24 protein-coding genes, 1 pseudogene and 1 riboswitch are annotated in these 26,463 nt (G+C 43.9%); of the genes and pseudogenes, 18 read left to right on the top strand and 7 right to left on the bottom strand.

The features are described from left to right. Positions 1-7 precede the first annotated feature (7 nt). Positions 8-628 (bottom strand): TIGR04211 family SH3 domain-containing protein, encoded by a 621-nt coding sequence (locus EAE91_RS08910; protein WP_214088181.1) that lies wholly within the window; start codon positions 626-628, stop codon positions 8-10. A gap of 262 nt (positions 629-890) precedes the next feature. Here EAE91_RS08910 and EAE91_RS08905 point away from each other — a divergent pair, with 262 nt between their 5' ends. From EAE91_RS08905 to EAE91_RS08880, 6 genes are all read left to right on the top strand, one after another. Then, positions 891-1,829, top strand: coding sequence for a CYTH domain-containing protein (locus EAE91_RS08905; RefSeq protein WP_214088180.1), 939 nt, complete (start codon positions 891-893; stop codon positions 1,827-1,829). Positions 1,830-1,862: 33 nt separating this feature from the next. Further along, the gene (gene glnE / locus EAE91_RS08900) at positions 1,863-4,736 is read left to right on the top strand and encodes a bifunctional [glutamate--ammonia ligase]-adenylyl-L-tyrosine phosphorylase/[glutamate--ammonia-ligase] adenylyltransferase (RefSeq protein WP_214088179.1); all 2,874 of its coding nucleotides are present in this window, start codon (positions 1,863-1,865) and stop codon (positions 4,734-4,736) included. An 85-nt stretch (positions 4,737-4,821) separates the two neighbouring features. Continuing rightward, positions 4,822-6,246, top strand: a complete 1,425-nt coding sequence (gene hldE / locus EAE91_RS08895) for a bifunctional D-glycero-beta-D-manno-heptose-7-phosphate kinase/D-glycero-beta-D-manno-heptose 1-phosphate adenylyltransferase HldE (RefSeq protein WP_214088178.1) — start codon at positions 4,822-4,824, stop codon at positions 6,244-6,246. Between the two features lie 600 nt (positions 6,247-6,846). After that, on the top strand, positions 6,847-7,518 hold the full coding sequence (locus EAE91_RS08890; RefSeq protein WP_214088177.1) for a CsgG/HfaB family protein: 672 nt from the start codon (positions 6,847-6,849) through the stop codon (positions 7,516-7,518). A gap of 19 nt (positions 7,519-7,537) precedes the next feature. Continuing rightward, the gene (locus EAE91_RS08885; RefSeq protein ID WP_214088176.1) at positions 7,538-7,897 is read left to right on the top strand and encodes a DUF4810 domain-containing protein; all 360 of its coding nucleotides are present in this window, start codon (positions 7,538-7,540) and stop codon (positions 7,895-7,897) included. Then, a complete protein-coding gene (locus tag EAE91_RS08880) occupies positions 7,894-8,562 on the top strand; it encodes a DUF799 domain-containing protein (protein WP_214088175.1) in 669 nt (222 codons plus the stop codon). The genes EAE91_RS08885 and EAE91_RS08880 overlap by 4 nt, the downstream gene beginning before the upstream one ends. A 69-nt stretch (positions 8,563-8,631) precedes the next feature. On the opposite strand, the gene ubiK is transcribed toward EAE91_RS08880, so the two are convergent. Next, positions 8,632-8,922 (bottom strand): ubiquinone biosynthesis accessory factor UbiK, encoded by a 291-nt coding sequence (gene ubiK / locus EAE91_RS08875; RefSeq protein ID WP_214088174.1) that lies wholly within the window; start codon positions 8,920-8,922, stop codon positions 8,632-8,634. 136 nt (positions 8,923-9,058) lie between these two features. Further along, a riboswitch (FMN riboswitch) is annotated at positions 9,059-9,236 on the top strand. A gap of 151 nt (positions 9,237-9,387) precedes the next feature. Here ubiK and ribB point away from each other — a divergent pair. The 3 genes from ribB to EAE91_RS08860 all read left to right on the top strand — a co-directional run bounded on the left by ribB (position 9,388) and on the right by EAE91_RS08860 (position 11,247). Next, positions 9,388-10,041 (top strand): 3,4-dihydroxy-2-butanone-4-phosphate synthase, encoded by a 654-nt coding sequence (ribB, locus tag EAE91_RS08870; RefSeq protein ID WP_214088173.1) that lies wholly within the window; start codon positions 9,388-9,390, stop codon positions 10,039-10,041. A 194-nt stretch (positions 10,042-10,235) separates the two neighbouring features. Then, positions 10,236-11,021 (top strand): 4,5-DOPA-extradiol-dioxygenase, encoded by a 786-nt coding sequence (ygiD, locus tag EAE91_RS08865; protein WP_214088172.1) that lies wholly within the window; start codon positions 10,236-10,238, stop codon positions 11,019-11,021. A gap of 73 nt (positions 11,022-11,094) precedes the next feature. Continuing rightward, on the top strand, positions 11,095-11,247 hold the full coding sequence (locus EAE91_RS08860) for a hypothetical protein (RefSeq protein WP_214088171.1): 153 nt from the start codon (positions 11,095-11,097) through the stop codon (positions 11,245-11,247). A gap of 13 nt (positions 11,248-11,260) precedes the next feature. On the opposite strand, the pseudogene EAE91_RS24740 reads toward EAE91_RS08860, so the two are convergent. Further along, positions 11,261-11,538: pseudogene (locus EAE91_RS24740) on the bottom strand (type II toxin-antitoxin system RelE/ParE family toxin). 2 nt (positions 11,539-11,540) lie between these two features. Continuing rightward, positions 11,541-11,789: a CopG family ribbon-helix-helix protein gene (locus tag EAE91_RS08850; protein ID WP_036778328.1), complete on the bottom strand. Its 249-nt coding sequence runs from the start codon at positions 11,787-11,789 to the stop codon at positions 11,541-11,543. A gap of 328 nt (positions 11,790-12,117) precedes the next feature. On the opposite strand from EAE91_RS08850, the gene EAE91_RS08845 reads away from it, so the two are divergent. Next, entirely contained in the window at positions 12,118-12,276 is a 159-nt protein-coding gene (locus EAE91_RS08845; RefSeq protein ID WP_214088170.1) for a hypothetical protein, read from the top strand. A gap of 312 nt (positions 12,277-12,588) precedes the next feature. Here the strand turns inward: EAE91_RS08845 and EAE91_RS08840 are convergent, their stop codons facing one another. Then, positions 12,589-13,749 (bottom strand): glutathionylspermidine synthase family protein, encoded by a 1,161-nt coding sequence (locus tag EAE91_RS08840; RefSeq protein WP_214088169.1) that lies wholly within the window; start codon positions 13,747-13,749, stop codon positions 12,589-12,591. 6 nt (positions 13,750-13,755) lie between these two features. Then, positions 13,756-14,463 (bottom strand): DUF1190 family protein, encoded by a 708-nt coding sequence (locus EAE91_RS08835; RefSeq protein WP_214088168.1) that lies wholly within the window; start codon positions 14,461-14,463, stop codon positions 13,756-13,758. 426 nt (positions 14,464-14,889) lie between these two features. Between EAE91_RS08835 and EAE91_RS08830 the strand changes: the two genes are divergently transcribed. Further along, positions 14,890-15,291 carry a DUF2628 domain-containing protein gene (locus EAE91_RS08830; RefSeq protein WP_214088167.1) on the top strand — a complete coding sequence of 134 codons (402 nt, stop codon included), beginning with the start codon at positions 14,890-14,892 and terminating at the stop codon, positions 15,289-15,291. A 121-nt stretch (positions 15,292-15,412) separates the two neighbouring features. Here the strand turns inward: EAE91_RS08830 and tolC are convergent, their stop codons facing one another. After that, complete coding sequence (tolC, locus tag EAE91_RS08825) at positions 15,413-16,801, bottom strand: outer membrane channel protein TolC (protein WP_214088166.1); 1,389 nt, start codon at positions 16,799-16,801, stop codon at positions 15,413-15,415. Between the two features lie 359 nt (positions 16,802-17,160). Here tolC and nudF point away from each other — a divergent pair, with 359 nt between their 5' ends. The 7 genes from nudF (at position 17,161) to ftsP (ending at position 26,378) form a co-directional block, all read left to right on the top strand. Beyond that, entirely contained in the window at positions 17,161-17,802 is a 642-nt protein-coding gene (nudF, locus tag EAE91_RS08820) for an ADP-ribose diphosphatase (protein ID WP_214088165.1), read from the top strand. Between the two features lie 99 nt (positions 17,803-17,901). Next, entirely contained in the window at positions 17,902-18,741 is an 840-nt protein-coding gene (gene cpdA / locus EAE91_RS08815) for a 3',5'-cyclic-AMP phosphodiesterase (protein WP_214088164.1), read from the top strand. A 131-nt stretch (positions 18,742-18,872) separates the two neighbouring features. Then, positions 18,873-19,481, top strand: a complete 609-nt coding sequence (gene yqiA / locus EAE91_RS08810; protein ID WP_214088163.1) for an esterase YqiA — start codon at positions 18,873-18,875, stop codon at positions 19,479-19,481. A gap of 72 nt (positions 19,482-19,553) precedes the next feature. Further along, positions 19,554-21,449, top strand: a complete 1,896-nt coding sequence (parE, locus tag EAE91_RS08805) for a DNA topoisomerase IV subunit B (RefSeq protein ID WP_214088162.1) — start codon at positions 19,554-19,556, stop codon at positions 21,447-21,449. Between the two features lie 43 nt (positions 21,450-21,492). Beyond that, positions 21,493-23,754, top strand: coding sequence for a DNA topoisomerase IV subunit A (gene parC / locus EAE91_RS08800; RefSeq protein WP_214088161.1), 2,262 nt, complete (start codon positions 21,493-21,495; stop codon positions 23,752-23,754). Positions 23,755-23,822: 68 nt separating this feature from the next. Then, positions 23,823-24,566: a 1-acylglycerol-3-phosphate O-acyltransferase gene (locus EAE91_RS08795; protein WP_214088160.1), complete on the top strand. Its 744-nt coding sequence runs from the start codon at positions 23,823-23,825 to the stop codon at positions 24,564-24,566. Positions 24,567-24,956: 390 nt separating this feature from the next. Beyond that, positions 24,957-26,378 carry a cell division protein FtsP gene (gene ftsP, locus EAE91_RS08790; protein ID WP_214088159.1) on the top strand — a complete coding sequence of 474 codons (1,422 nt, stop codon included), beginning with the start codon at positions 24,957-24,959 and terminating at the stop codon, positions 26,376-26,378. The last annotated feature ends 85 nt before the right edge of the window (positions 26,379-26,463 follow it).

The following is a 26,463-nucleotide window of genomic DNA, read 5'->3' as shown; positions in this document are numbered from 1 at the left end:
TCCTTAATCAACTCATCCAACGGTCATTACGCTTACGGCGTGGGAGCATATGTGGCAGTAATAACCCAAAGATTAGACCAGCGCCTGCAACGCCACCGCCGTACATAAACCATTGCAGAATGATATTGCGTTGTTTGTCATCAAGTTGCAGATTTGCAGCATCGAGCTTTTTTTCTGCTACCGTCAGTTTGTTTTTCAACTTCTCATTCTCTTTTTTCAACTCTGCAATAATGTTACTGCTATTGGCAACTTTCAGTTGCATATCGGCAGTGCGCTGATTCCAGTTATTATCTATATTGGCTAACTTATCCGTCAATGTTTTCACTTCTTGTTCTAACTCCGGCAGGCGGGTACGCAGGCTGGGTTTATTACTAAGCTGGTTAACTGGTAGCCAGACAAGACGGCCTTTATCATCTTTAACTTGAGCGTAATTACTATCCCGATTGATGCTTATCAACGTGACTGCATCACCGGCATTTAGTGTACCGGCTATACGGTATTGGTTACCCGGCCCGGCGTGTGTATAGGTAGATAACTCATCAGATACATAGCGCTTTTCTTCCGCGAGGGTAGTCAGCGAAAAGCTTAGGCTCAATAGTGCCGTAAGAAGTAAATGTAATTTTCGCATTGTGATTTCAACTGTTCTTTATCTATGGTGAGTTTAGAATTTGATAGTAAAGAGTTAAGTTTGCTAGAGCAATCGGTAAACCAAAATGACACTTTTCTAATCGATTGAATACATGGCTTGTTGTCTGTTGAACGAAACATTTCCTGTTAATTACTATCATAACTTGCAGGAAAGAGAAATTTTAATTTTCTTCTTACTCATCGTGGAAAAAAGCGAAATCAAGGTAAGATGAAGGGCAAAGATTGTCATCAATGGTGCAGATATGAGTGTAGAAATTGAATTAAAACTTATTGCCAAACCACAAGCTATTCCTGCAATTCGTCAGCAGTTACTGTTATTTCCTCATGACTATTTTTCTCCCCAAAAGTTGACCAATACCTATTTCGAAACGTCGGATAACCAACTGCGTGGTCTTGATATGGGGTTGCGGCTCCGTGGTTTTGATGACCAATATGAGATGACGATCAAAACAGCCGGTAAGGTGGTTGGCGGGTTGCATCAGCGACCGGAATATAATGTGCCATTGGCAAAACCGGAACTGGCATTGACTCTGTTTCCACAGCACATCTGGCCTGACAACTGTGATGTGGAAGCGTTGCAATCCCGCTTGAATGCGTTATTCAGTACTGACTTTATGCGGGAGAAGTGGGCGGTAACTTATGGACAAAGTGAGATTGAAGTGGTGCTCGATCAGGGAGAAATTATTGCAGCTAATCGCAAGGAGCCAATTTGTGAGTTTGAATTGGAGTTAAAGCAAGGAACTATAACCGATGTATTAGCATTGGCGGTTGAGTTGGCAAAATCAAACGGCTTGCGGCAAGGAAATAAAAGTAAAGCCGCTCGTGGTTATCAGTTAGCTCAGGGAAAACCAAAGGCAGCTTTGCTTTCAACTCAGGTAGAAATTGATATGCAGCAGTCATTACCTTCGGTACTCACGTCAATGTTGGCCCATTGGCAAGAACAAGAAGAACGTTGGTTGGCCGGTTTATCGGATGGTCGGGATGGTTTAAAGCAAGTATTGACTTTGATTCATCAGACGATTGGATATCCTGGTGCGCCGAAACAGTTGGATAATCAATTAGTTGCTATCAGCCAGAAATTATTGGATACGGAAACAGAAGCTGAAACGCTATGTTATAGCTCGCTCTATTTGCAATGTAAGTTGGCACTGACTATGTGGTTAATAAATCTATGTGGTTAATAAATCTCTCCGCTTAAATAACAGGAATTCTCTATGTTGCCACTTTCAACCCCGCTTCTGGCTCAGCTACAGCGTGTGACTGAACATTTTCAACAACTGGCGTTAAATGTTGAGCCTTTTTCTGCTCATGAGTTGGCGGTATTGTCACTGAGTGATTTTGTTGTTGAAAACCTGCAAGCTCATCCTGAGTGGTTAGCTGAGATCCGCCAACACCCACCAGGAACGCAGGAGTGGCATCAATATGCTGAATGGCTGCAACAGTTACTCGCATCGGTAGAGGATGAAAATACCCTTATGCGGGTTTTACGTCAGTTTCGTAACAAGATTCTGGTGAGAATAGCCTGGTCGCAGGCACTGTATCGCATTACGACTCAGGAGACGCTGCAACAACTCAGTATGTTGGCTGAAACGTTGATTATTGCGGCGCGTGATTGGTTATATCAACGCTGTTGTCAGGATTGGGGAACCCCTTGTAATGAGCGGGGCGAGCCGCAACCACTATTAATTCTCGGTATGGGAAAACTCGGCGGTGGCGAGTTGAACTTCTCTTCTGATATTGATTTGATTTTTGTCTATCCTGAAAACGGTTTTACCCAAGGCGGCCGTCGTGAAATGGATAACGCTCAGTTTTTTACTCGTCTGGGGCAGCGTCTTATCAAAGTGCTCGATCAGCAAACTGTGGATGGTTTTGTGTATCGGGTGGATATGCGTTTGCGTCCGTTCGGTGATAGTGGCCCATTGGTGTTCAGTTTTGTTGCATTGGAAGATTACTACCAAGAGCAAGGGCGTGATTGGGAACGTTATGCGATGGTAAAGGCGCGGATTATGGGTTCTGGCAACCAAGTGTATGGTGAAGAGCTACGCCGGATGCTGAGACCGTTTATTTTTCGCCGTTACATTGATTTCAGTGTGATTCAATCCCTGAGAAATATGAAGGGTATGATTGAACGAGAAGTGCGTCGCCGTGGCTTGAAAGACAATATCAAACTGGGTGCTGGTGGTATCCGTGAAATTGAATTTATCGCCCAAGTATTCCAGCTTATTCGTGGTGGACGTGAACTGTGTTTGCAATCTCAGGCGTTGTTGCCCACTCTGCAAATAATAGCGCAGTTGGCGCTTTTACGACCATTGCAGGTGAAACAACTTACTGATGGTTACCTCTTTTTGCGGCGGTTAGAAAATCTTTTACAGTCAATTAACGATCAACAAACTCAGACTTTGCCGGAAGATGAGCTGGATCGTTCACGACTGGCGTGGGGCATGGGGTTTGAAAGTTGGGATGCTCTGATAATTGAATTGAACAACAAGATGGGCGCTGTTCGGGCTATTTTTACGCAATTAATTGGCGATGACAGTGATAATAGTGAAGAGGAAGCTGGTCATGTGCCATTTAAAAGTCTGTGGCTGGAAAATCTCGAAAAAGAAGAGTTAATCATACTGGCTCCGCACTTGGATGAAGCGATTGCACAGCAGATATTGCAGATTATTTCTGTGTTCCGTCATGATGTGGGCAAAAGAACCATTGGCCCGCGTGGGCGCGATGTGCTTGACCATCTGATGCCACGTTTGTTGGCAAAAATTTGTTTGCGGCAAGATGTCAATAATCAAGATGTTAATAATCGAAATATTAATATAGTGCTAGAGCGGGTTATTCCGTTGCTGTTAAGTATCGTCAGCCGTACAACTTACCTGGAACTGATACTTGAATCGGAAGCTGTATTAACACATGTTATCCGGTTGTGTGCTGCTTCACCGATGATTGCAACTCAGCTTGCCTGCCATCCATTGTTGCTGGATGAGTTGCTTGATCCACAATTTCTGTATGAACCTTTGTCGCTGAATGCTTATAAAGATGAGTTGCGACAATATTTATTGCGGATACCAGAAGATGATGAAGAGCAACAATTAGAAGCGCTCCGCCAGTTTAAGCAGGCGCAATTACTGAGGATTGCGGCGGAGGATATCACTGGTGTATTGCCGGTGATGAAAGTCAGTGATCATCTCACTTATTTGGCCGAAGCGATTATTGAAGCAGTCGTTCAACAGGCGTGGGGACAAATGGCAAAACGTTATGGTGTTCCATCACATCTGAGTCAGCGGCAAGGTCTGGGATTTGCGGTGATTGGTTATGGCAAATTGGGTGGTTGGGAGTTAGGTTACAGTTCTGATCTTGATTTAGTTTTCCTGCTTGATTGCCCGGAGGATGTGATGACTGATGGCAATCGATCGATTGATGCCCGGCAATTTTATTTGCGCCTTGCCCAACGAATTATGCACTTATTCAGTGCTCGAACTTCCTCTGGCGTGTTGTATGACGTGGATGTCCGCCTGCGTCCTTCCGGGGAATCAGGCATGTTAGTCAGTACCATCGGCGCGTTTGCTGATTATCAGCAGAATCAAGCGTGGACTTGGGAACATCAGGCGTTGGTACGTGCTCGTATGGTATTTGGTGATGAAAACTTGCATCGAGATTTTGAGCGGATACGCCATCAGACGTTATGTACGCGACGAGAACCCGCTTTGTTACGTCAGCAGGTAAGGGAAATGCGGGAAAAGATGCATAAACATTTAGGCAGTCACCATTCAGATCAATTTGATATTAAAGCTGATCCGGGGGGGATCACAGATATCGAATTTATTGCTCAATATTTGGTGCTTTGTTACGCGGCTGAAAATGAGCGTTTGGTGCGTTGGTCGGATAATGTGCGAATTTTTCAATTAATGGCGGCTTATGAAATTATGGATGAAGATGAGGCAGCCGCATTAACTCAGGCTTACGTTTCTATGCGTGATGAACTGCACCATTTGGCGCTACAGACGCTTTCCAGTCGAGTATCAACCCATTGTTTCAGTGAACAACAGGAACGGGTACTTCGTAGTTGGCAACAGTGGTTGGGTGAACAATAACGGGTTTTACTGGTTTGGTGTAGGGATTTCACGGTCGTATGATAATATTTGGTACCAATTTAATATCTAATATTTGGAGCAAGGGATGAAAATGACACTCCCGGATTTTCACTGTGCAGGAGTTTTAGTCGTCGGTGATGTGATGTTAGATCGCTACTGGTATGGACCGACCAGCCGGATTTCACCGGAAGCGCCGGTGCCTGTTGTAAAAGTCAATACCATTGAGGAGCGTCCGGGAGGCGCGGCTAACGTTGCTATGAATATTGCGGCTCTTGGAGCAAATTCGCATTTAATCGGTTTGACTGGGATTGATGACGCAGCACATGCGCTGAATGAGAAACTGAGTAGCGTTAAGGTGCGTTGTGATTTTGTTTCTGTTCCGACACATCCGACAATTACCAAACTGAGGGTACTTTCCCGTAATCAACAGTTAATTCGCTTAGATTTTGAAGAAGGTTTCGATAACGTCGATGCACAGCCGATGTTTGAGCGCATTGAACAGGCGTTACCCCATATTGGGGCATTGGTTCTGTCCGACTACGCCAAAGGTGCGCTGAGTCAGGTTCAGAAAATGATCGAGCTAGCAAACGCGGCTAAAGTCCCGGTGTTAATCGATCCGAAAGGTAATGATTTTGAGCGTTATCGTGGGGCAACTTTACTCACGCCGAATCTGTCTGAATTTGAAGCGGTGGTGGGCCACTGCAAAGATGACAATGAATTGGTTGAGAAAGGTACTCGGCTAGTTAAGGATTTGGATCTTCAAGCATTATTGATCACCCGTTCTGAACAGGGGATGAGTTTATTGAGTGTTGATCAACCGCCATTACATTTGCCTACGCAGGCGCAGGAAGTGTTTGATGTTACGGGTGCAGGTGATACGGTCATTGGTGTGTTAGCAACGGCGATTGCGGCTGGAAAGCCACTGAATGAAGCTTGTTTCTTGGCGAATGCTGCTGCGGGGGTTGTCGTTGGCAAACTGGGAACATCGACCGTTTCACCGATTGAATTGGAAAATGCTATTCGTGGCCGCGCTGAAACGGGTTTTGGTGTGATGACTGAATTTCAGCTTAAACAGGCTGTTGCTGATGCTCGTCAACGTGGTGAAAGGATTGTGATGACTAATGGCTGCTTTGATATTTTGCATGCAGGCCATGTCTCATATCTGGAGAATGCTCGTAAACTGGGTGATCGGTTAATTGTTGCTGTTAACAGTGATGCATCAACTAAACGGCTGAAAGGTGAGAGCCGTCCTGTTAATCCACTAGAACAACGCATGATTGTATTATCTGCTCTGGGTGCGGTGGATTGGGTTGTGCCGTTTGAAGAGGATACACCACAGCGATTGATTGCGGATGTTTTGCCGGATGTATTGGTAAAAGGGGGCGATTATCAACCGGGAGAAATTGCTGGCAGTGAAGAAGTTTGGGCTGCGGGCGGAGAAGTCAGAGTATTGAACTTTGAAGATGGTATTTCAACAACCAATATCATCAAGGCGATTAAAAATCAGTAAATAATGCTTTAGCTTGTCATTGAAAACAGCCGGAAGATATTACTGCATTGAACGCGGTAGATTATTTATACCCGTCATCTTTCAAGTTGCCTCTTTGTTGGCTACACTCACTCACCCCGGTCACATAGTTAGCTATGCTCCCGGGGATTCGCTCCCTTGCCGTCGCGATGCATCTTGAAATCTATAAGGTATATTTGATCATATTATTAGAATGAAAGCCGGGTAAGAGATGAAATCTTCCCGGCTATTTTTTATTTAATTTGTGTTTAATTGAGTGATATTTCATCATGAATAATATAGATATTTGTAATACTGGGTGCGAGTAATTTAATTAACGACATAAATATTACCAAAATATTATAATAACAATTCAAGTTAATGTAATTTTATTATCTGGGATGATGGGGCATTAATCTGAAAAAGTGTGATGTAACAGATAGTTTTTTATCTTTATGGCATAAAATGCTGGTCACATAACGCTGGCTTATTCATAATGATTTCTGATGTAAATGATTTTTTAATGAAATATGTTATCTATAACTTTTACATTTTAAGGTTAGTAGATAAACGGATAAATTTTTTACGCAGGAATACGTTTTTATGCAAGGTAAGTTAATTTTATCTTCAATTTGTTTAGCTTCTGCAATATTAGCAGGGTGTACAACTGAATCTTCTAATACCGTTCAGGTACAAAAAGTTAATTCTTATAATACGGTATATCAGGGTGTTCGTAGTCCAATTGCGATCGGTAAGTTTGAAAACCGTTCCAGTTATCAAAATGGGATTTTCTCCGACGGCGTTGATCGCCTTGGTAATCAATCTAAAACGATTTTAATCTCGCACTTACAGCAAACTGGGCGTTTTACGGTGCTGGAACGTACCAATATGGCGGAACTGAAAACAGAAGCGGGTTTACAAGGTAAATCGCAGAAGTTGAAAGGTGCTACTTACGTTATTACCGGTGATGTGACTGAATTTGGCCGCAAAGAAGTGGGTGATCATCAGTTATGGGGCTTGTTAGGGCGTGGTAAATCACAGGTAGCTTATTCTAAGGTCATGCTGAATGTGGTGAATGTAGAAACTTCCGAAGTGGTTTTCTCTGTGGCAGGAGCAGGAGAGTATAAATTATCCAACCGTGAAATTATCGGCTTTGGTGGCACTGCCAGCTATGATTCCACTCTGAATGGTAAAGTGCTGGATCTGGCTATTCGTGAAGCGGTAAACCGTCTGGTTGAAAGTATTGAAACCGGTGCATGGAAGCCGTCTAATTAAGAAATATAGGGATATATTTATGATATTAATGAAAAAAGCGGGTTTATTGCTAGCAGCTATGACCTTAGCGGGTTGCGTCACGCAGCCAAAAACAATTTATGAGTGGGATAAATATCAACCTACAATTTATCAATATTATCAGCAAGATAAGATGGGGTTTGAAGAGCAGTTACAGGCTTTGCAGCAGGTAATTGAAAGAGCGAAAGCGAAAGATAAGCCTGTACCGCCTGGGTTGCATGCTCAAATTGGTCTGCTTTATAGCAAAACAGGTCGTGTTTCAGAAGCATTCCATCAGTTTGAAATAGAGAAAAAATTATTTCCTGAGTCAGCGCCATTTATGGATTTTTTATTAAGTAAAAATAAAGGAACTATGCAATGAACCGTATTCTCGTCGCATTAAGTCTATTGGCGGCATTTGTGCTGACAGGATGTAGTAAATCTGTCCCTTATGATTACACCGCATTTAGAGAAAGCAAACCTAAATCTATTCTGGTTTTGCCAGCGGTAAATAAATCTTTGGAAGTTAAAGCAGGGCACAGCCTAATTTCTCATGTGACATATCCATTGGCAGAATCTGGCTATTACGTTTTTCCGGTTGCTGTTGTGGAAGAAGCATTTCAGCAAAATGGCGTGACAGCGGCACAGGATGTTCAGAATATCAGTTATAAAAAATTGCATGATATTTTTGGTGCAGATTCAGCGCTCTATTTGGATATTGAGGAATATGGTACGCAATATCAGATTATCAACAGCGATACACGTGTAACGGCTTCAGCGAAGCTGGTGGATTTGCGTACTGGCAAACAACTGTGGTATGGCCGTGCAACGGCTTCATCAACTGAAAATCAAAACAATTCGAATAGTCTTGTTGGCATGTTGGTATCTGCCGTAATTTCACAGATAGCTAATACCATTATGGATAAAGGTCATGAAATTGCTGGCATTACAAGTAACCGCTTACTGACAGCCGGTGGTAGTCATAGTTTGCTTTATGGCCCACGTTCTGAGCATTACGGCAAAGAACAGCATTTAATTTCTAATTAAGTGTGGTGATGGTAATGAGCAGATATGATATCTGCTCATTATCGCGGTTATTTTTATGTATGGTAATAATTACTCTTCTTTTTTTGCCGTGTAATCAGCAGATAGAACATTCTTATTCTCAATCTTCGCTTCTATTTCACTTAAACGTTGTTCCATCGCGGTCAATTTTTCACGAGTACGTAACAGAACCTGAGTTTGAATATCAAATTCTTCACGATTCACTAAATCAAGCTTGCCAAGTTGGGATTGCAAAATCATCCGTAATTTTTTCTCTACATCACCACCGAACTCTTTAACCCCCTTTGGTAAAGAATCCTGGATCTGGCGGGCAATTTGTTCAATTTTTTTGGGATCGAGCATGATGCATCCTTTTTATGACATAAATAATTTCTGAATAGTGTAATACCAGATAGTAAAACCACAAGTCATTGTGAGCCAGGTTTCACATTTGATTTTGTTGATTGCCGCCGACAAATATTAGCGTTATAGTTCACTGGCTTATCTCAGGGCGGGGTGAAAGTCCCCACCGGCGGTAAACATCAGTCCATCTTTTGGGGGGCATGATGAAGCCCGCGAGCGCTCCGTTTGTGGTTATCTTTATGATAAAGCGGAGGTCAGCAGATCCAGTGTAATTCTGGAGCCGACGGTAATAGTCCGGATGGGAGAGAATAACGGCATCTGTCGGGCTTTGCGCTCGTCTGTTGTTCCGGCTATGGCATTTAAAATGGCATTTAATATTGTGTTATGAATATTATGTCATAGCGAGAACTCCTCAAGACCGCCCTGATTCTGGTAATCCATAAATTTTAATGAGGTTTCTTTACCATGAATCAGACGCTACTTTCTGAATATGGCACATCATCAGAACGTGTTGAACACGCCATTAACGCTTTGCGTGATGGAAGGGGGGTGATGGTGCTGGATAATGAAGATCGTGAAAATGAAGGTGATATTATCTTTGCGGCCGAAACAATGACCGTAGAGCAAATGGCACTGACTATCCGTCATGGCAGTGGCATTGTCTGTTTATGTCTGACAGAAGAGCGCCGTCAGCAATTACAATTGCCCATGATGGTAGAAAATAACTCTAGCCCGTTCCAGACTGCATTCACCGTAACCATTGAGGCCGCTCAAGGAGTGACGACGGGGGTTTCTGCGGCTGACCGCATCACAACCATTCGTGCAGCGATTGCAGATAATGCCAAACCAAGTGACTTGAACCGACCGGGACATGTTTTTCCACTGCGTGCCCAACCTGGTGGTGTATTGGTTCGTCAGGGGCATACTGAGGCAACAATTGATTTAGTCAGTTTAGCTGGATTTAAACCAGCAGGTGTATTGTGCGAATTAACCAATGATGACGGTTCAATGGCGCGTACTCCTGAGGTAGTGCAATTTGCGAAACTACATAATATGCCGGTAGTCACTATTGAGGATCTGGTGATTTATCGTCAGGCAATAGAACAGAAAGCAAGTTGAAACCTAATTGTCCGATAGCCGGATGAAATATCAGTTATAACCTACACGTTCTCTAAAGTCACAGTTTGCGCAAGCTGTGGCTTTTCAGTTTTTTTGAAAAACTCCATCACCGTTAGCCCACTGTTTTGCTTATCTGAAAGGCGTAACCTGTCCGCAAGTATTAAAATTACCTATATTGGGCGTGAGAGGTCATTATGAATATTTCCAGAATGCCGGCACTGTTTATTGGTCATGGCAGTCCAATGAATGTACTGGAAGAAAATCGCTATACCAATGTGTGGCGTGAACTTGGCGAAAGGCTGCCTGTACCCAGAGTGATTTTAGCGATTTCTGCTCATTGGTATACCAATGGCACTGCGGTAACAGCCATGACTCAACCGAAGACTATCCATGATTTTCGTGGCTTCCCTCAGGAATTGTATGAAACTCAGTATCCGGCGAAGGGATCGCCTGAATTGGCGGTTTTAGTGCAGGAGATGCTGGAACCAGTGGAAGTTTATGCCGATCATCATCAGTGGGGATTGGATCACGGGACTTGGGGTATTCTGATTAAGATGTATCCTCAAGCTAATATTCCAGTGATTCAACTGAGCATAGATGACGCCAAGCCAGCGACGTACCACTATGAATTAGGGAAAAAGCTGGCTGCATTACGAGATGAAGGTGTTTTAATCTTGGGGAGTGGTAATGTGGTACACAATCTTCGTACCATGAAGCGTCAAGAACCTAATGCGGAACCATACCCGTGGGCGGAATCATTTAACCATTATGTGCGTGATAACCTTACCAGCTATGAGCAACCTTATCCTTTGATTCATGCACTGGATAGAGAAGATGGCTTATTATCGAATCCATCTCCTGAACACTTTTTACCGTTGCTGTATATCATGGGAACGTGGGATAGAAAAGAAACGGTTTCCATTCCTGTGGATGGCATTGAGACTGGTTCGCTGAGTATGTTGTCTGTGCAGGTTGGTTGAATTGAACGTTCTTGTCGTTATTATCCGCATTTGACACAAGAGGAATTCATTCAACAGCACAGCCGGTTGGGTGATGCTCAGGGGGGTAATTGCCCGTGAATTGGGGCTTTCAAGTTGGGTTAAGCTGAAAGCCCATGTTGACGTACTGGAACAGGTCAGAATGGCTAGTCAAATTCAGAATTTAGCACCAGATCATGAACTTGTTATACTGCATATCCTTTTGTGAGGATGGTTTTTAACTAACGGTTTTCGTGGGTATGCCAAAGGTCTACAATGTAAATTGTATCGTTGGATATCTCGTAATGGACTTCGTAATCACTAAAAAGTACCTTACGTACCTCGCGGGGCTTATATCTAGGCTGAGGAATCCCTATCTTAGGTTGCAGTGCCAGAGATCTGTAGTGCTGATAATTAGATGGTCTAACACATTATTAGCATGTGATTTACTGTATTGACAGGCAAAATGATAGATGCGCTCCAAATCATTCTGAGCTTTAAGTGTCCAATAAACCTCCATGATTATGATTTTTTCAGCTTAGATGCAAAATTAATAACATCTGAATGATTCACAATACGGCCTGTATCGACATCCGCGAGGCCAGCCAAAATCATTTGGTGGCGATGTTCACGTTCCTCAATCATTGAGGTAAGAGCCTCTTTAATGATCCACGATTTTGAGCGGTCTAACTCTTTGGCTAAATCGTTTATGGCTGTAGCTAGTTTGATAGGTATCTGTGCGGTAATCGTCTGTTTTGCTGATATGGACATAAGAGCTCCCAATAAAAACCAATAATAGTTATTGAACACTATAGCATCAATAACGGCTGAATTCTTTATTTTTTAAGGCTTGATAGCTGACCGGTGAGACAGGGATTTTTTTGCCCATTGTGTGAAAATGCATTGATGTTTCGTCATTAAAAGTTTCATTGGTTCAATTATATTTGTGTTATATATAAAGGAATCGATTTCGTGAGCAGTCTAATAGAATGAGATCAAAAAAGATTGTAAATTGATAACACTAAATTTTAGCTTAAAAATATGGAAAGTTATAGCTGAAATTTTAATATCATGAGCTACAGTACAGAGATATTTAAAAATGACGAATAAGGTTGACATTGATAGCGGTAGGTTAATCTATACTGAAGATTTGGGATGGATTGATTTAGGTCATGCGAAAGGTGATGATTCTAAGATGTTGTGGAATCAATTGGTCACTGAAGGTAATAACTCACCTTATAAAAAAGCTATTTCTTAGTCTATTATATACCCTATGGATTTCAAGATGCATCGCGACGGCAAGGGAGCGAATCCCCGGGAGCATAGATAACTATGTGACTGGGGTGAGTGAGTGCAGCCAACAAAGAGGCAACTTGAAAGATGACGGGTATAGAATCATAGGTAGAACAACCACTGGATATAAGCCCTTGTTTTTTTTACCTGTAATGGTTAAATATATTGTGTTCGCCATAGTATTTACCTTTATTATAAGCTAACGTTTTTATCAAATTGTTGAAGGAGGAATCTTTGGCGTTGTGGCAACCTACTTTAATTCCTCCCTAGTTAGTAATTAATCCAAAATAATATGTGGATAGAAGCGAGATAAATCCTGAGTTATGAGTTCGCTATCTTCTCGCAAACCAATACCACAAGGCTGATCATTCACCAGCCAGCTACCAATTAGCGTATAATTGTCACCGAATTTTGGCAGTGTATGAAATTGCTGAACGATCATACCTTCTTTACCGTAAGGGCCATCAACATTGGCAATTTCCTTGCCATTTTCAATAATACGGATATTAGCCCCCTCCCGTGAGAACAGTGGCTTAATAACATAGCTCTCCATTGCCGGATAATTATCATCGGCAAAATAAGCGGGTAGCAGGTTTGGATGATTTGGAAACATCTTCCACAACATTGGTAGCAATGCTTTGTTGGAGATAATACTTTTCCAGGCGGGTTCTAACCAACGAACGCCAGCATCTTCCAATTTGGTAGCGAAAATCTCACGGAACATCAATTCCCAAGGGTAGAGTTTGAACAGATTGCTGATCACCTGATCTTTTAGATCTGTAAACTGTCCTTTCTCTCCCAAACCGATATCTTCAATAAATAAGAACTCGGTTGGAACACCGGCTTCCTGCGCACAATCTTGCAAATATTGAACGGTACCGCGATCTTCTTCCGTATCCTGACAGCAAGCCATGTGCAGTAAGCCAAAGCCATGTTCATCACGCAACTGAGCAAAGCGTTCAATTAATTGCTCTTGCATGCTGTTGAATTGATCGGCATGCGCTGGCAGTAACCCGGCATTCATCTGATCTTCTAACCAGATCCATTGGAAAAAGGCGGACTCATACAGCGAAGTTGGTGTATCAGCATTATTTTCCAACAGTTTTGCCGGGCTTTTACCGTCGTAAACCAAATCTAAACGGGAATAGAGTGATGGCTGACTGGTAATCCAGGAGCTACGAACAAAATCCCAACAATGCTTTGGAATCTGAAATTTAGTCAGCAACTCTTCACTATCGACAACTTTCTCGACTACCTGCAAACACATTTGGTGCAGTTCAGCGGTGGTAGCTTCGATTTCTTCAATTTGGGCAAGAGAAAACTGGTAATAAGCCTCTTCACACCAGTAGGGTTTGTCATACATGGTGTGAAAATTAAAGCCATATTCTATCGCTTTTTCACGCCAATCCGGGCGTTCAGTAATAGCAATACGTTTCATCCGTGGTTAGCCTCCCGCTGAACGAGATGTGGAACCCGAAGAGGCGCTGCTGCGTTGCATGGCTGACTGTTTTGCAACAGAGTCACCGAAGCCGCCACGGGTAATGGTTGTGGTTGTTGCTGGTTTTGGTGCCATAGCTGTTTTAGGCACTGTCATGGAACGACCACCTGCGGTTGCCGGGCCATAGCTTTTACCCGACGCATCAACGAATTGACCGTTTGCCGGGCTGGTGGCCGATTTAGAGCTAAACAGAGGTTGTGACGGCGCTGAACCGCCTCCCATTAGACGTCCCATCATATAACCTGCCATCAGCGGCATCCAGAAGCTGCCGCTTTGCTGCTGCTGTGCCTGTGCTTCGCCATTGGTGGTGGTACTGGAAGCAGTAGTGCCAAGGCCAGCTTGTGCCGGAGTTTGAGTACATTGTGCTTCACCAAATTCAGCAATACAGTCTTCTTTGGTGGCATATTTAGGCGCTGTTTTTTCCGCTTCTTTCAGAGCATTGTTGTAAGCAGTAGTACATTGCTCACTTTGTGATGGATTGGCTTGAGAACATTCATCTGCATTCATGTAAAGAGAGACGGTTTCATCACTCTTTTCACAGGCAGATAACATGAAAACCGCACTGACAGCCATTGCCACAGGTGCAAGGCGATAGTTACGCCAAGCCTTACGGAATGTGTTGTGATTAATATCTTTGGTCCGCTTTATTGTCATCGTCGTATACCCAGATTTTAGATGTCTATGATTCTTTATGAAATAGTCTTAAGGATAGGGGAAATATGAACAAAATTAAAGCATAAACCTTCGAATTGTTAGCCTGATTTCTTTGTCTGACAAAGAGGTTGCTGGATATTGATTATCTGGTATTCCGATTAATCTGGTTTTGATGCTGAAAAACCGCTATTTTTTAGAAAATTAGTGCTGTAATAGATATTTTATGGTATTAATCCGAACCTCCATGAATTCCGGTAAATTAAGGGTGATTGAATATGTAACATGATAATGTAAGTGAATCTACTAATTATATTGTCTATTTTATATCTCCAGCAAATAATCTTAGGAATATAATCTTAAATTAATAACTGGTGTTATTATATTATTGGTGTTGTATTTTCTATTTTAATTAAGGAATTAAGTAGCATGGATAAAATTCAATATCCAGAAAAGTGGCAGACGCGTTTTGCATTCTTTGAGAAAAATGGTGCCCCCAAAACGCCTGAGCATAAAGCTGCCATGAAAGCAGAACCCTCTAGGCGTCGTATGTTGTTGAACATGAACTTTATTGCCTTCTTTTTTGGTTTCATTTACTTCTTTGTTCTAGGATTATGGCGGAAAAATCTGACTTTACTTGTAATCGCTGTTGTCGTGATGATGATATTGGGGGTTATGGAAGGCGTTCTGGGGATTGAGCTTCCTGTTGCTGCTATTTTGGCGGCTCAGTTTAGTTTTGCGGCAATATGGAGTACTACTGCTAATTATGCTTATTATTTGAAAGAAACAGTGAATAGCAAGAGCTGGAATCCATTTGAAGGACTTTTCTGAGTTATATATTTTCTGTATTAAGATAAATATCGGGTTTTCTTTCGGAATAAATTGTTATTGGCTGGAAATAAAACAGCCCGCTTTATGGCGGGCCGTTAATTAGTGAAAGTGAATAACAGAATCAGTTACGAACAGATGTTACTGGGGTTCCTGTTTCCTGAACAATGCTGTTAGCGGACGTTGAGAGCTGTTTACCTAGCGAATTATTCAGAGCAACTAAATCTTTCTCATTGAGCGTACCCAGTGCATGCTGAATATTCAGTTGATTAATCAGATAATCATAGCGAGCATTGGATAGCTTTTGCTTGGCGTCGTACAACTTGGTAGTGGCATTCAGTACATCAACAATGGTGCGAGTGCCAACTTGATAACCCGCTTCCATTGCGTCGAGTGAGCTTTGCGCCGAAACAACAAGCTGTTTATAGGCGTCGATACTGCTGATGGAAGCAGATATGTTGTTAAAGGAAGAACGGACAGTCTGTACCACATTGCGGTAGGTGCTCTCTAATTGTTCGCTGGCGCTGACAAAACCATATTGTGCCTGTTCAACGCGGGAACTGGTGGCACCGCCGCTATAAATTGGCAGACGAAGTGTCAGGCCGACGCTGTTCTCGCCACTATAGGCACTTTCTTTGCTGCCTGCTTGACGATTAGAACCATGAAACTGGCTATTTGAAACATTGGTAGAAGCGCCTAAATCAATAGTTGGCATATGGCCGGTTTGGGCTGCTTTGATTTGTTCACGGGCCAGATCCTGACCTAAACGAGCAGATAATAAACTTAAATTACGTTTCTCCGCCTCTTTTAGCAGAATATCTACCGCTTCTGGTTTCTGTGTTTTGAAATGATCAATATTTAGCGAGGCTAACCGCGGGTAATAAATCCCCGTTACCTGACGCAGAGCTTCCAGTGCATTGTCCAGTTCATTACGGCTGGCAACTTCCTGAGCGAGTACATCATCGTAGTTAGCACGGGCGTTCTGGACATCAGTAATTGCAACCAGACCGACATTAAAACGTTGAGTCGTTTGATCCAACTGACGATAAATGGCCGCTTTCTGAGATTCAATATAGGAGAGCGTATCAATGGTACGCAGTACTTTGAAATAAGCTGTTGCACTATCCAGAATCAGTTTTTGTTCACTGCTTTGATAGGTAACATCAGCAATACCAGCCGTTTTTTCTTCTAAATTCAATTGACGCCATTTGGACATATCAAAAATGGTCTGACTCAAGCCAAGCTTCGCATTCAATGTATTGCTTTCTGTGTCACGTTGATCGCGGTAACCACTGTTATAGGAGTATCCGGTATTTAATTCCAACTGGGGTAATAATGGGCTACGGGATTCATTAATTTTTTCAAAAGCTTTATTACGTTCAGCCATTGATTTACGTAGTTCAGGGTTACTCTCTTTTGCTTGCTTATAAACTTGCAAAAGATCTTCAGCCTGACCCATCGAACTAAATCCCGTCAGGCTCATAGCGATAAAAATGGAGAGCAGTTTCTTCATTGTAATTCCTTGATTGCACAGCTATTTTGCTCGTTGTTTATCCCATTAGGCTATTTTATTTGCCATGCTTTGTGATAAAAAGTGAATGCTCCGGGGGCTGCCCGCGGCCCGAGTTCACTGTTCATTTATAAGAACGGCCTGCACCAATTACGCCTATTGGGATAGACTCTTACGTTGCCTTGGTGAAAAACGAAATATTACAGATTCTAGCAGAGTATGCTATCAGCCAAAGGTAGCCGTTTGTGCCATATTGCCTTAATTTAGCTTAACTTTACACCACCAAAGGATGAATTTTTTAACTCCGCTTGATTAATATCATCTTAGTGGCTAGCAAGTAAGGAACTATTTAGGAGAATTTTATGCATAAGAAGCCGTCAACACCAGTCATGTTGGATAAGCAGGATGTGGAAATTATCACGAAAAAAAGTTTATACAATGGGTTCTTTAAACTGACAAATTACCGCTTCCGCCATCGCTTGTTTGCGGGTGGTTGGAGTGAAGAGGTTAACCGTGAAGTTTTTGAGCGGGGCCATGCTGGTGCATTGTTGCCTTATGATCCACATCGTGATGAGGTTGTATTGATAGAGCAGATACGTATTCCGGCAATAGAGACGAAAGCAACGCCGTGGTTACTGGAAATTGTTGCCGGTATGATTGAAGAGGGCGAAGAGGTGGAGCAGGTGGTGCGCCGCGAAACAATGGAAGAGGCAGGGATTGAAGTTAAACGTTGCAAACCGGTGTTGAGTTATCTCTCCAGCCCAGGAGGAACAACGGAACGTATCTCGGTGATGGTGGGGGAAGTGGATGCTACGACAGCGACTGGTATTCATGGATTGTCTGGTGAACATGAAGATATTCGGGTGCATGTAGTCAGTCGTGAACAAGCTTATCATTGGATGGAAGAAGGAATTATTGATAATGCCGCTTCAGTTATTGCGATACAATGGCTGGCATTACACCATGAAAAGTTAAAAAAAGAGTGGAATTCAGATAATTCCTAATTTTTAACCGAGAAAAGGGAAGTGTGTGCCAGTCAGCAGATCTCTTGCGTTAAAACGAGTTATGATGCTCGCCGATGACTTATAGGACAAGGAAACCATTTGGAAAGCCAGTTTGAACTGCCTGTGGTAGAGGGAACCACAGCCAAAATATTGCAAATAACAGATACGCATCTTTTTGCCAGCAAAGAAGATACTTTATTGGGTATCAATACGTATCGCAGTTACCAGGCGGTGCTGGATGCCATACTCAAGCAAAATGCTGATATTGATTTAATCGTAGCGACAGGTGATTTGGTGCAAGATCAGTCGCTGGAAGCTTATCGACATTTTGCTGATGGTATTGCCCGTTTACCGGCACCTTGTGTCTGGTTGCCGGGTAATCATGATTACCAGCCTGCGATGGTGGATGCCTTGGCGGCGGCTGGTGTTTCTCCGTCGAAACAAATTTTAGTCGGTAAGTACTGGCAACTTTTGATGCTTGATAGTCAAGTACCGGGCGTTCCTCACGGGGAGTTGTCGGAATATCAGCTTGAATGGATGAAAAAGTGCCTGGATCAGTACCCTGAACGTTATACGGTGATCCTGCTTCATCATCATCCATTACCATCAGGTTGTACCTGGCTGGATCAGCATAGTTTGCGCAATTCACATATTTTGGCCCAGTATCTGCAAGGTTACTCACGGGTTAAGGCGATGCTTTGTGGGCATATACATCAGGAGATGGATCTGGATTGGAATGGCATCCGTATGATGGCGACACCATCAACAAGCGTGCAATTCAAACCACATTGTACCAATTTTATGCTTGATACGGTCGCGCCGGGGTGGCGTTATCTCGAATTGTCTGTTGCCGATAATGGCGAATTTGGTTTGGCAACTCAGGTCCATCGACTGGAAAGCAATGAGTTTTGCCCTGATTTAGATTCGGATGGATATTAGGTTGTGTTTGTCTCTTGGTGTTGCTGTGTTACTCTCTGTTTATTGGATTTGTCAAGCCTCACCATTTGTGGCTTGTTGTACAGAAGCATAGTGGCCGGTGGTATTTACGCACAATTAAGGGGCACGGCCTGATGTCAACGTTACTCTATTTGCATGGTTTTAACAGTTCTCCACAGTCTGCAAAAGCAAATGCCTTAAAAGCGTGGCTGCATCAGCATCACCCTGACATTGAAATGCTGGTACCTCAGTTACCCCCTTATCCTGAAGAAGTGGCTGAGTTGCTGGAAAATTTGGTGATGGAGCGGGCCGGGGATAATTTTGGTATTGTTGGCTCTTCTCTCGGTGGTTATCTGGCGATATGGCTCTCACAATGTTTCAGCTTGCCCGCTGTCGTTGTCAATCCAGCCGTGCGTCCGTTTGAGTTACTGCGGGATTATCTTGGGGAAAATATTAACCCCTATACCAACCAACGATATACGTTGGAACCGCGCCATATTCATGATCTGAAAATCATGCGGATTGAACCGCTGGAGTCACCGGATCTTATCTGGTTATTGCAGCAAACCGGAGATGAGGTACTGGATTACCGCCAGGCGGTTGCTTATCTGGTATTATGTAAGCAAACTATTGAATCTGGCGGTAATCATGCCTTTATCGGGTTTGAACACTATTTCCCACAAATCATCAACTTTCTTGGGCTTTCTAATGATGGCGAGAAAAAACTTGCCAAAAATGTTTGAACGACTGGTATTATCAACAGTATACAAAACTGATTAGCCCTTTAATCAAGAAGCAACCAACAGAACTACAACATGACTCAATCTAGTTACAACGCAGATGCCATTGAAGTTCTCAGTGGTCTGGAGCCGGTTCGCCGTCGTCCGGGAATGTACACTGATACAACTCGTCCGAACCATTTGGCACAGGAAGTGATCGATAACAGCGTGGATGAAGCTTTAGCGGGGCACGCTAAACATATTGAAGTGATCCTTCATAGCGATCAGTCACTGGAGGTCATTGATGATGGCCGTGGCATGCCGGTTGATCTTCATTCAGAAGAGGGTGTTTCAGCGGTTGAATTGATCCTGAGTCGCTTACATGCCGGTGGTAAATTTTCGAATAAAAACTATCAATTTTCTGGTGGTCTCCACGGTGTGGGGATCTCGGTGGTGAATGCTTTGTCCAGACGGATTGAAGTCACCGTTCGTCGTGACAGTCAGATTTATCAGATTGCTTTTGAAAATGGCGATAAAGTGCAGGAACTGGCAGTGATAGGGAGCTGTGGTAAGCGCAACACCGGTACCAGTGTTCACTTCTGGCCTGATGAAAGTTTCTTTGACAGCCCACGTTTCTCGGTTTCTCGCTTGACCCATTTGTTGAAAGCGAAAGCGGTATTATGTCCGGGGGTGGAAATTGTTTTTAAAGACAAGATCAACGATACCGAACAGAAATGGTGTTATGCCGATGGTCTGACCGACTATCTAATGGCGGCGGTTAATGGCCTGATAACATTGCCGGAAGCGCCTTTTGTCGGTACGTTCAGTGGTGCGACCGAAGCAGTTGACTGGGCGTTGCTCTGGCTGCCGGAAGGGGGAGAATTACTGGCTGAAAGTTACGTGAACCTTATCCCGACGATGCAGGGCGGAACACATGTAAACGGGCTGCGTCAGGGGTTACTGGATGCAATGCGTGAATTTTGCGAATTTCGCAATATCTTGCCACGTGGTGTGAAACTTGCCGCCGATGATATCTGGGATCGCTGTACTTATGTTCTGTCGGTAAAAATGCAGGACCCGCAATTTGCTGGTCAGACTAAAGAACGCCTCTCTTCGCGCCAATCTGCTGCTTTTGTCTCTGGTGTTGTTAAAGATGCCTTCAGTTTGTGGCTAAACCAGAACGTTCAAGAGGCAGAGCAACTGGCTGAATTGGCGATTGCCAGTGCACAACGTAGAATGCGTGCCGCGAAAAAGGTTGTGCGTAAAAAATTGACCAGTGGCCCGGCATTACCAGGAAAACTGGCTGATTGTACATCACAGGATCTCAATTTCACGGAGCTGTTTCTCGTGGAAGGCGATTCTGCGGGCGGCTCGGCAAAACAGGCTCGTGACCGTGAATATCAAGCGATCATGCCGCTGAAAGGAAAAATTCTGAACACCTGGGAAGTCTCTTCGGATGAAGTGTTGGCATCACAGGAAGTTCATGATATCTCCGTTGCGATTGGGATTGACCCGGATAGCCACGATCTCAGCCAGTTACGCTATGGCAAAATTTGTATTCTGGCGGATGCGGACTCAGACGGTTTGCATATTGCAACGTTGTTGTGTGCACTGTTTGTCCGCCATTTTCCAACATTGGTTAAAAATGGCCATGTTTATATGGCTATGCCGCCTTTATATCGTATTGATCTAGGTAAAGAAGTGTATTACGCACTGGATGAAGAGGAAAAAAGTGCGGTGCTGGATCGCCTAAGCCGCAAACGGGGTAAGCCTAACGTACAGCGTTTTAAAGGATTGGGTGAAATGAATCCAATGCAATTGCGTGAAACAACGTTAGACCCGAATACCCGCCGTCTGGTGCAATTGACTATCGATGATGAAAACTATCAGGAAACCTTCTCTGTGATGGATATGCTTCTGGCGAAGAAGCGTTCAGAAGATCGCCGTAACTGGCTGCAAGAGAAGGGTGATAGTGTAGAAATTGAAGTGTAACACCCACAGGGATAGTCAAAGAAGATTCTGAGGAAATTAACGAATGAGTGAGATAACTCACGATGGTGTGGAGCGATTGCCGCTCCACTCATTTACGGAAACCGCCTACCTGAACTACTCCATGTACGTCATCATGGATAGGGCGCTGCCTTTTATCGGTGACGGTTTGAAACCGGTTCAGCGCCGTATTGTTTATGCCATGTCGGAATTGGGGTTGAACAATACCGCCAAATTTAAGAAATCCGCCCGTACCGTAGGTGATGTACTGGGTAAATACCATCCACATGGCGATGGTGCTTGCTATGAAGCGATGGTGCTAATGGCGCAGCCATTTTCTTACCGTTATCCTTTAGTGGATGGACAAGGAAACTGGGGAGCGCCGGATGATCCCAAATCTTTTGCCGCGATGCGTTATACCGAGTCTCGCCTGTCCAAATATGCCGAGTTGCTGTTAACTGAGTTAGGCCACGGTACCGTTGACTGGGTGCCAAACTTTGACGGCACGTTGCAGGAACCGAAAATGTTGCCGGCGCGTCTGCCAAATATTTTGCTGAATGGCACCACCGGTATTGCGGTGGGGATGGCGACAGATATTCCACCCCATAACGCTCGCGAAGTGGCGAATGCGCTGGTCACACTGTTGGATAAGCCTCAGAGTTCCCTTGATGATTTGATGGAACACGTTAAAGGCCCTGATTATCCGACTGAAGCGGAGATCATCACTCCTCACGAAGATATCCGTAAGATTTATAAAAATGGCCGTGGTTCGGTACGGATGCGAGCTGTTTGGTTGAAAGAAGATGGCAATGTCGTGATCACTGCGCTGCCGCATCAAGTTTCTGGTGCCAAAGTGTTGGAACAGATCGCTAACCAAATGCGGGCTAAAAAGCTGCCTATGGTTGATGACTTGCGTGATGAATCTGATCATGAAAACCCAACTCGTCTGGTTATTGTCCCTCGCACAAACCGGGTTGATTTGGAACAGGTGATGAATCATCTATTTGCCACTACAGATTTGGAAAAGAGTTATCGCGTCAACCTGAATATGATCGGGTTGGATAACCGTCCGACCGTAAAAGGGCTGGTTGAGATCCTCTCCGAATGGCTGATATTCCGCCGGGAAACCGTTCGTAAACGTCTGAACCATCGTCTGGAGAAAGTCCTTAAGCGCTTGCATGTGCTGGAAGGCTTACTGATCGCATTTCTTAATATTGATGAAGTCATTCACATTATCCGTAGTGAAGATGAGCCAAAACCGGTATTAATGTCGCGTTTTGGTTTAAGTGAGATGCAAACAGAAGCCATTCTTGAGCTGAAATTACGCCACTTAGCTAAACTGGAAGAGGTGAAAATCCGCGGCGAACAGAATGAGCTGGCGAAAGAGCGAGACAAGTTACAGGCGATTCTGGGCTCCGAGCGCAAACTGAACACGCTGTTGAAGAAAGAGATTATGGCTGATGCCGCCACTTATGGTGATGAGCGCTGTTCTCCAATGAGAGAACGAGATGAAGCCAAAGCGATGAGTGAGCATGACATCACACCTTCTGAGCCGGTGACCATCGTATTGTCTGAGATGGGTTGGGTTCGTAGCGCGAAAGGTCATGATATCGATCCGGCCGGGTTGAATTACAAAGCGGGCGATAGCTTCCGTGGTGCAGCCCGAGGTAAGAGTAATCAGCCGGTTGTTTTTATTGATACAACAGGTCGCAGTTACTCGCTTGATACGCGGGATTTGCCTTCTGCCAGAGGGCAGGGGGAACCCCTGACGGGGAAACTGACTTTGCCTGCCGGGGCAACGGTAGAGCATGTACTGATGGCACTTGATGAACAGAAGTTTCTGATGGCTTCTGATGCCGGTTATGGCTTTATCTGTAATTTTAGTGATTTGGTTGCTAAAAACCGGGCGGGTAAGGCACTGATTACATTACCGGAAAATGCTCGTGTCATGACGCCTCTGGAAATAACTAACCCGCAGGATGATATGCTGCTGGCAATTACCAGCTCAGGCCGGATGTTAATGTTCCCGGTTGCAGATTTGCCTCAGCTCTCTAAAGGGAAAGGGAATAAGATAATTTCTGTTCAGTCAGCCGTAGAAAATGACCTGCTGAGTTGGTTATTGATACTATCGCCACAATCGTCTATTACACTTTACTTTGGAAAGCGTAAATTGACGCTGCGTCCTGAAGATCTTCAGAAATTCCGGGCAGAACGTGGTCGTAAGGGAACGCCTCTACCTCGTGGGTTGCAGCGTATTGAACGGGTACAGGTTGAGACTCCACCTTCTGCTACTAACGTAACTAAATAGTGGGATTAAATCTACCCTACGGGTATAAGATTAACGGGCTAAAGAGGCCCGTTAAATAAGAGGGGACTATGTTAGCAATTATTCGCGGCATTATTGTTATTCTGTTTTCAATTGTAGTGTGTGTCTCTGGTGCTATTTACTGTTTATTCAGGCCACGTCACCCTGACCATGTTATGGTGTTTGGGAATATGTTTGGTCGGTTGTCGAAAGTATTTGGCGTCAGAATTATCGAACGTATTCCAGCGGAAGCCAGGCGTTATGGTCCGAGTATCTATATTGGCAACCACCAAAACAACTATGACATGATAACCATGTCCAATGCGGTTCAGCCTGGTACTGTGACGGTAGGTAAAAAAAGTCTGGTGCTGATCCCATTTTTTGGTCAGCTTTATTGGCTAGCAGGTAATATCCTAATTGATCGTGCTAACCGTGCTAAAGCACATGGCACGATTGCTCAGGTTGTGGAGCAGATTAAAACTCGTCGTCTTTCTATTTGGATGTTTCCGGAAGGGACACGTAGTCGTGGCCGTGGTTTGCTGCCATTTAAAACCGGTGCTTTTCATGCTGCTATCTCGGCGGGAGTACCGATTGTTCCGGTCTGTGTTTCTTCCATTACTAACGGCAATATTAAGTTGAATCGCTGGAATAATGGCTCCGTCATTGTTGAAATGTTGCCACCTATTGATACTTCTGGATATACCAAAGATCAGGTGCGTGAACTGGCGGAATATTGTCACCAGATAATGAAAGTTAAAATAGAGGAGCTGGATGAGGAATTGGCTGCAATGGAGAAACAGGATAAGTATTCATAATCGGTTATTTTTGACCACGCTTTTATAATAAAGTGTGGGACTGACAAAGGCGGTAGCTTTTAAGTGTACTTTAATCCTCACATATTTAGTATATGTGAGGATTTTTGTTTGTTGTCCATAACCACAATTTATTATTTGTCGGAAATGATGTGTACTGATCGCCGATCGGGAGAGATTCGTGTAATGCATTCAGATAGTTTAATTCCCTCCATATTCGCGTTATGATGAGCGCTTGATAAATAATGTTTTTGTTAAGCGCAATCAAAAGGATAATAAGCTTTAATAACTTCAATATTGAGTTATTCGCTTCCGGGGTGAATGATTGCAGTGTCTCAACTATTTTTGAGCCATATAAACCCGGAATTTAATTAGGTTTGTTGCGGAGAAAATATGTCATTTAGTCGGCGCCAGTTTATTCAGGTATCAGGCTTGGCAATGTGTATCGGAGCCGCTCCTTTATTGGTTCGGGCCAGCAAAAATCAGCAGACTGCTTTGCCGGTTCCCCCTTTACTGGAGTCCCGTGGTGGGCAGCCGTTATTTCTGACTTTACAAAAAGCGCATTGGACTTTTGATGGACAATATAAAACCAGTGTATGGGGAATTAATGGTCAATATCTTGGTCCGACTGTCCGGGTTCATAAAAACGATGATGTCAAACTGATATACAGCAATCGGCTAGCGGAGCCGGTTTCAATGACCGTCAGCGGATTACAATTACCGGGTACATTGACTGGTGGAGTTGCCCGTCAAATATCTCCGGGGTCTGACTGGTCGCCAGTGTTGCCTATTCGCCAGCAGGCGGCAACTTGCTGGTATCATGCCAATACACCTAATCGGATGGCACCACATGTTTATAAAGGTTTGGCTGGCATGTGGTTGGTGGAAGATGAAACCAGCCGCCATTTGCCGTTGCCAAAACATTATGGTGTTAATGATTTCCCGGTTATTCTTCAGGATAAACGGTTGGATAACTTTGGGGTTCCTGAGTATCAACCGACTTCTGATAGTGGGTTTATGGGTAATACTCTGTTAGTTAATGGCGTACAAAATCCTTTTATTGAAGTATCTCGTGGCTGGATTCGTTTACGTCTACTAAATGCATCCAATGCCCGCCGATATCAGCTACAGATCAGTGATGGTCGTCCTTTCTATATGATAGGCACTGATTTGGGGCTGTTACCTGCGCCGATAGCCGTTCAGCAACTCTCCCTTGCGCCAGGAGAACGGCGGGAAATATTGATTGATATGTCCAAAGAGGATGAAGTTGTTATTACTGCCGGTGAATCAGCCGGGATACTTGATAAGTTACGTGGATTGTTTGAACCCTCCACCGTGTTGATTTCCAGTACTGTTCTGACCATTAAAGCAACCGGCTTATTATCTTTGGTGACAGATGATCTGCCATCTCGTCTGGTTGATGATGTTACGCCGGTTTCCAATGCAATCCGTAACCGGGAAATTTATCTTGATGGTAATATGCCGGGAATTAACGGTGCATTATGGGATATGAATCGGGTAGATATTACTAGCCAGCAAGGAACGTGGGAGCGTTGGATCGTAAATGCCTCTGTCCCACAACCGTTCCATATTGAAGGTGTGCAGTTTAAGGTGATTAACCACAACGGAGGGACACCTCAACCGCAAGATTATGGTTGGAAGGATACCGTTTGGGTTGATGGGCGGATGGAATTACTGGTTTATATGAACCAGCCCTCTTATGAACACTTCCCATTCCTCTATTACAGCCAGATTCTGGAAATGGCTGATCGCGGCTCTGTTGGGCAATTAGTGACTATACCGATCAATCAATAATGAAAATAGCTCAGCAAAATCGGGGCGCGGCATTGGTGCCGCGCACGTTTTAATTCTGTTTTGCCCACTATCACCTTATCAATGT

The organism is Photorhabdus noenieputensis (assembly GCF_018448935.1).
GTDB lineage: Bacteria > Pseudomonadota > Gammaproteobacteria > Enterobacterales > Enterobacteriaceae > Photorhabdus > Photorhabdus noenieputensis.
Note: the sequence above shows the minus strand (reverse complement) of the source record. Positions and strands in the feature narration are given on the sequence as shown.

Coding starts and splice junctions, on each gene's coding strand:
- EAE91_RS08845 (WP_214088170.1), top strand. CDS start 12,118: ATGACGAATAAGGTTGACATTGATAGCGGTAGGTTAATCTATACTGAA.
- EAE91_RS08890 (WP_214088177.1), top strand. CDS start 6,847: ATGCAAGGTAAGTTAATTTTATCTTCAATTTGTTTAGCTTCTGCAATA.
- EAE91_RS08910 (WP_214088181.1), bottom strand. CDS start 628: ATGCGAAAATTACATTTACTTCTTACGGCACTATTGAGCCTAAGCTTT.
- ygiD (WP_214088172.1), top strand. CDS start 10,236: ATGAATATTTCCAGAATGCCGGCACTGTTTATTGGTCATGGCAGTCCA.
- EAE91_RS08830 (WP_214088167.1), top strand. CDS start 14,890: ATGGATAAAATTCAATATCCAGAAAAGTGGCAGACGCGTTTTGCATTC.
- parE (WP_214088162.1), top strand. CDS start 19,554: ATGACTCAATCTAGTTACAACGCAGATGCCATTGAAGTTCTCAGTGGT.
- ftsP (WP_214088159.1), top strand. CDS start 24,957: ATGTCATTTAGTCGGCGCCAGTTTATTCAGGTATCAGGCTTGGCAATG.
- yqiA (WP_214088163.1), top strand. CDS start 18,873: ATGTCAACGTTACTCTATTTGCATGGTTTTAACAGTTCTCCACAGTCT.
- EAE91_RS08850 (WP_036778328.1), bottom strand. CDS start 11,789: ATGTCCATATCAGCAAAACAGACGATTACCGCACAGATACCTATCAAA.
- EAE91_RS08840 (WP_214088169.1), bottom strand. CDS start 13,749: ATGAAACGTATTGCTATTACTGAACGCCCGGATTGGCGTGAAAAAGCG.
- tolC (WP_214088166.1), bottom strand. CDS start 16,801: ATGAAGAAACTGCTCTCCATTTTTATCGCTATGAGCCTGACGGGATTT.
- ubiK (WP_214088174.1), bottom strand. CDS start 8,922: ATGCTCGATCCCAAAAAAATTGAACAAATTGCCCGCCAGATCCAGGAT.
- EAE91_RS08835 (WP_214088168.1), bottom strand. CDS start 14,463: ATGACAATAAAGCGGACCAAAGATATTAATCACAACACATTCCGTAAG.
- nudF (WP_214088165.1), top strand. CDS start 17,161: ATGCATAAGAAGCCGTCAACACCAGTCATGTTGGATAAGCAGGATGTG.
- EAE91_RS08860 (WP_214088171.1), top strand. CDS start 11,095: ATGCTCAGGGGGGTAATTGCCCGTGAATTGGGGCTTTCAAGTTGGGTT.
- ribB (WP_214088173.1), top strand. CDS start 9,388: ATGAATCAGACGCTACTTTCTGAATATGGCACATCATCAGAACGTGTT.
- EAE91_RS08885 (WP_214088176.1), top strand. CDS start 7,538: ATGATATTAATGAAAAAAGCGGGTTTATTGCTAGCAGCTATGACCTTA.
- EAE91_RS08905 (WP_214088180.1), top strand. CDS start 891: ATGAGTGTAGAAATTGAATTAAAACTTATTGCCAAACCACAAGCTATT.
- parC (WP_214088161.1), top strand. CDS start 21,493: ATGAGTGAGATAACTCACGATGGTGTGGAGCGATTGCCGCTCCACTCA.
- glnE (WP_214088179.1), top strand. CDS start 1,863: ATGTTGCCACTTTCAACCCCGCTTCTGGCTCAGCTACAGCGTGTGACT.
- EAE91_RS08795 (WP_214088160.1), top strand. CDS start 23,823: ATGTTAGCAATTATTCGCGGCATTATTGTTATTCTGTTTTCAATTGTA.
- hldE (WP_214088178.1), top strand. CDS start 4,822: ATGAAAATGACACTCCCGGATTTTCACTGTGCAGGAGTTTTAGTCGTC.
- EAE91_RS08880 (WP_214088175.1), top strand. CDS start 7,894: ATGAACCGTATTCTCGTCGCATTAAGTCTATTGGCGGCATTTGTGCTG.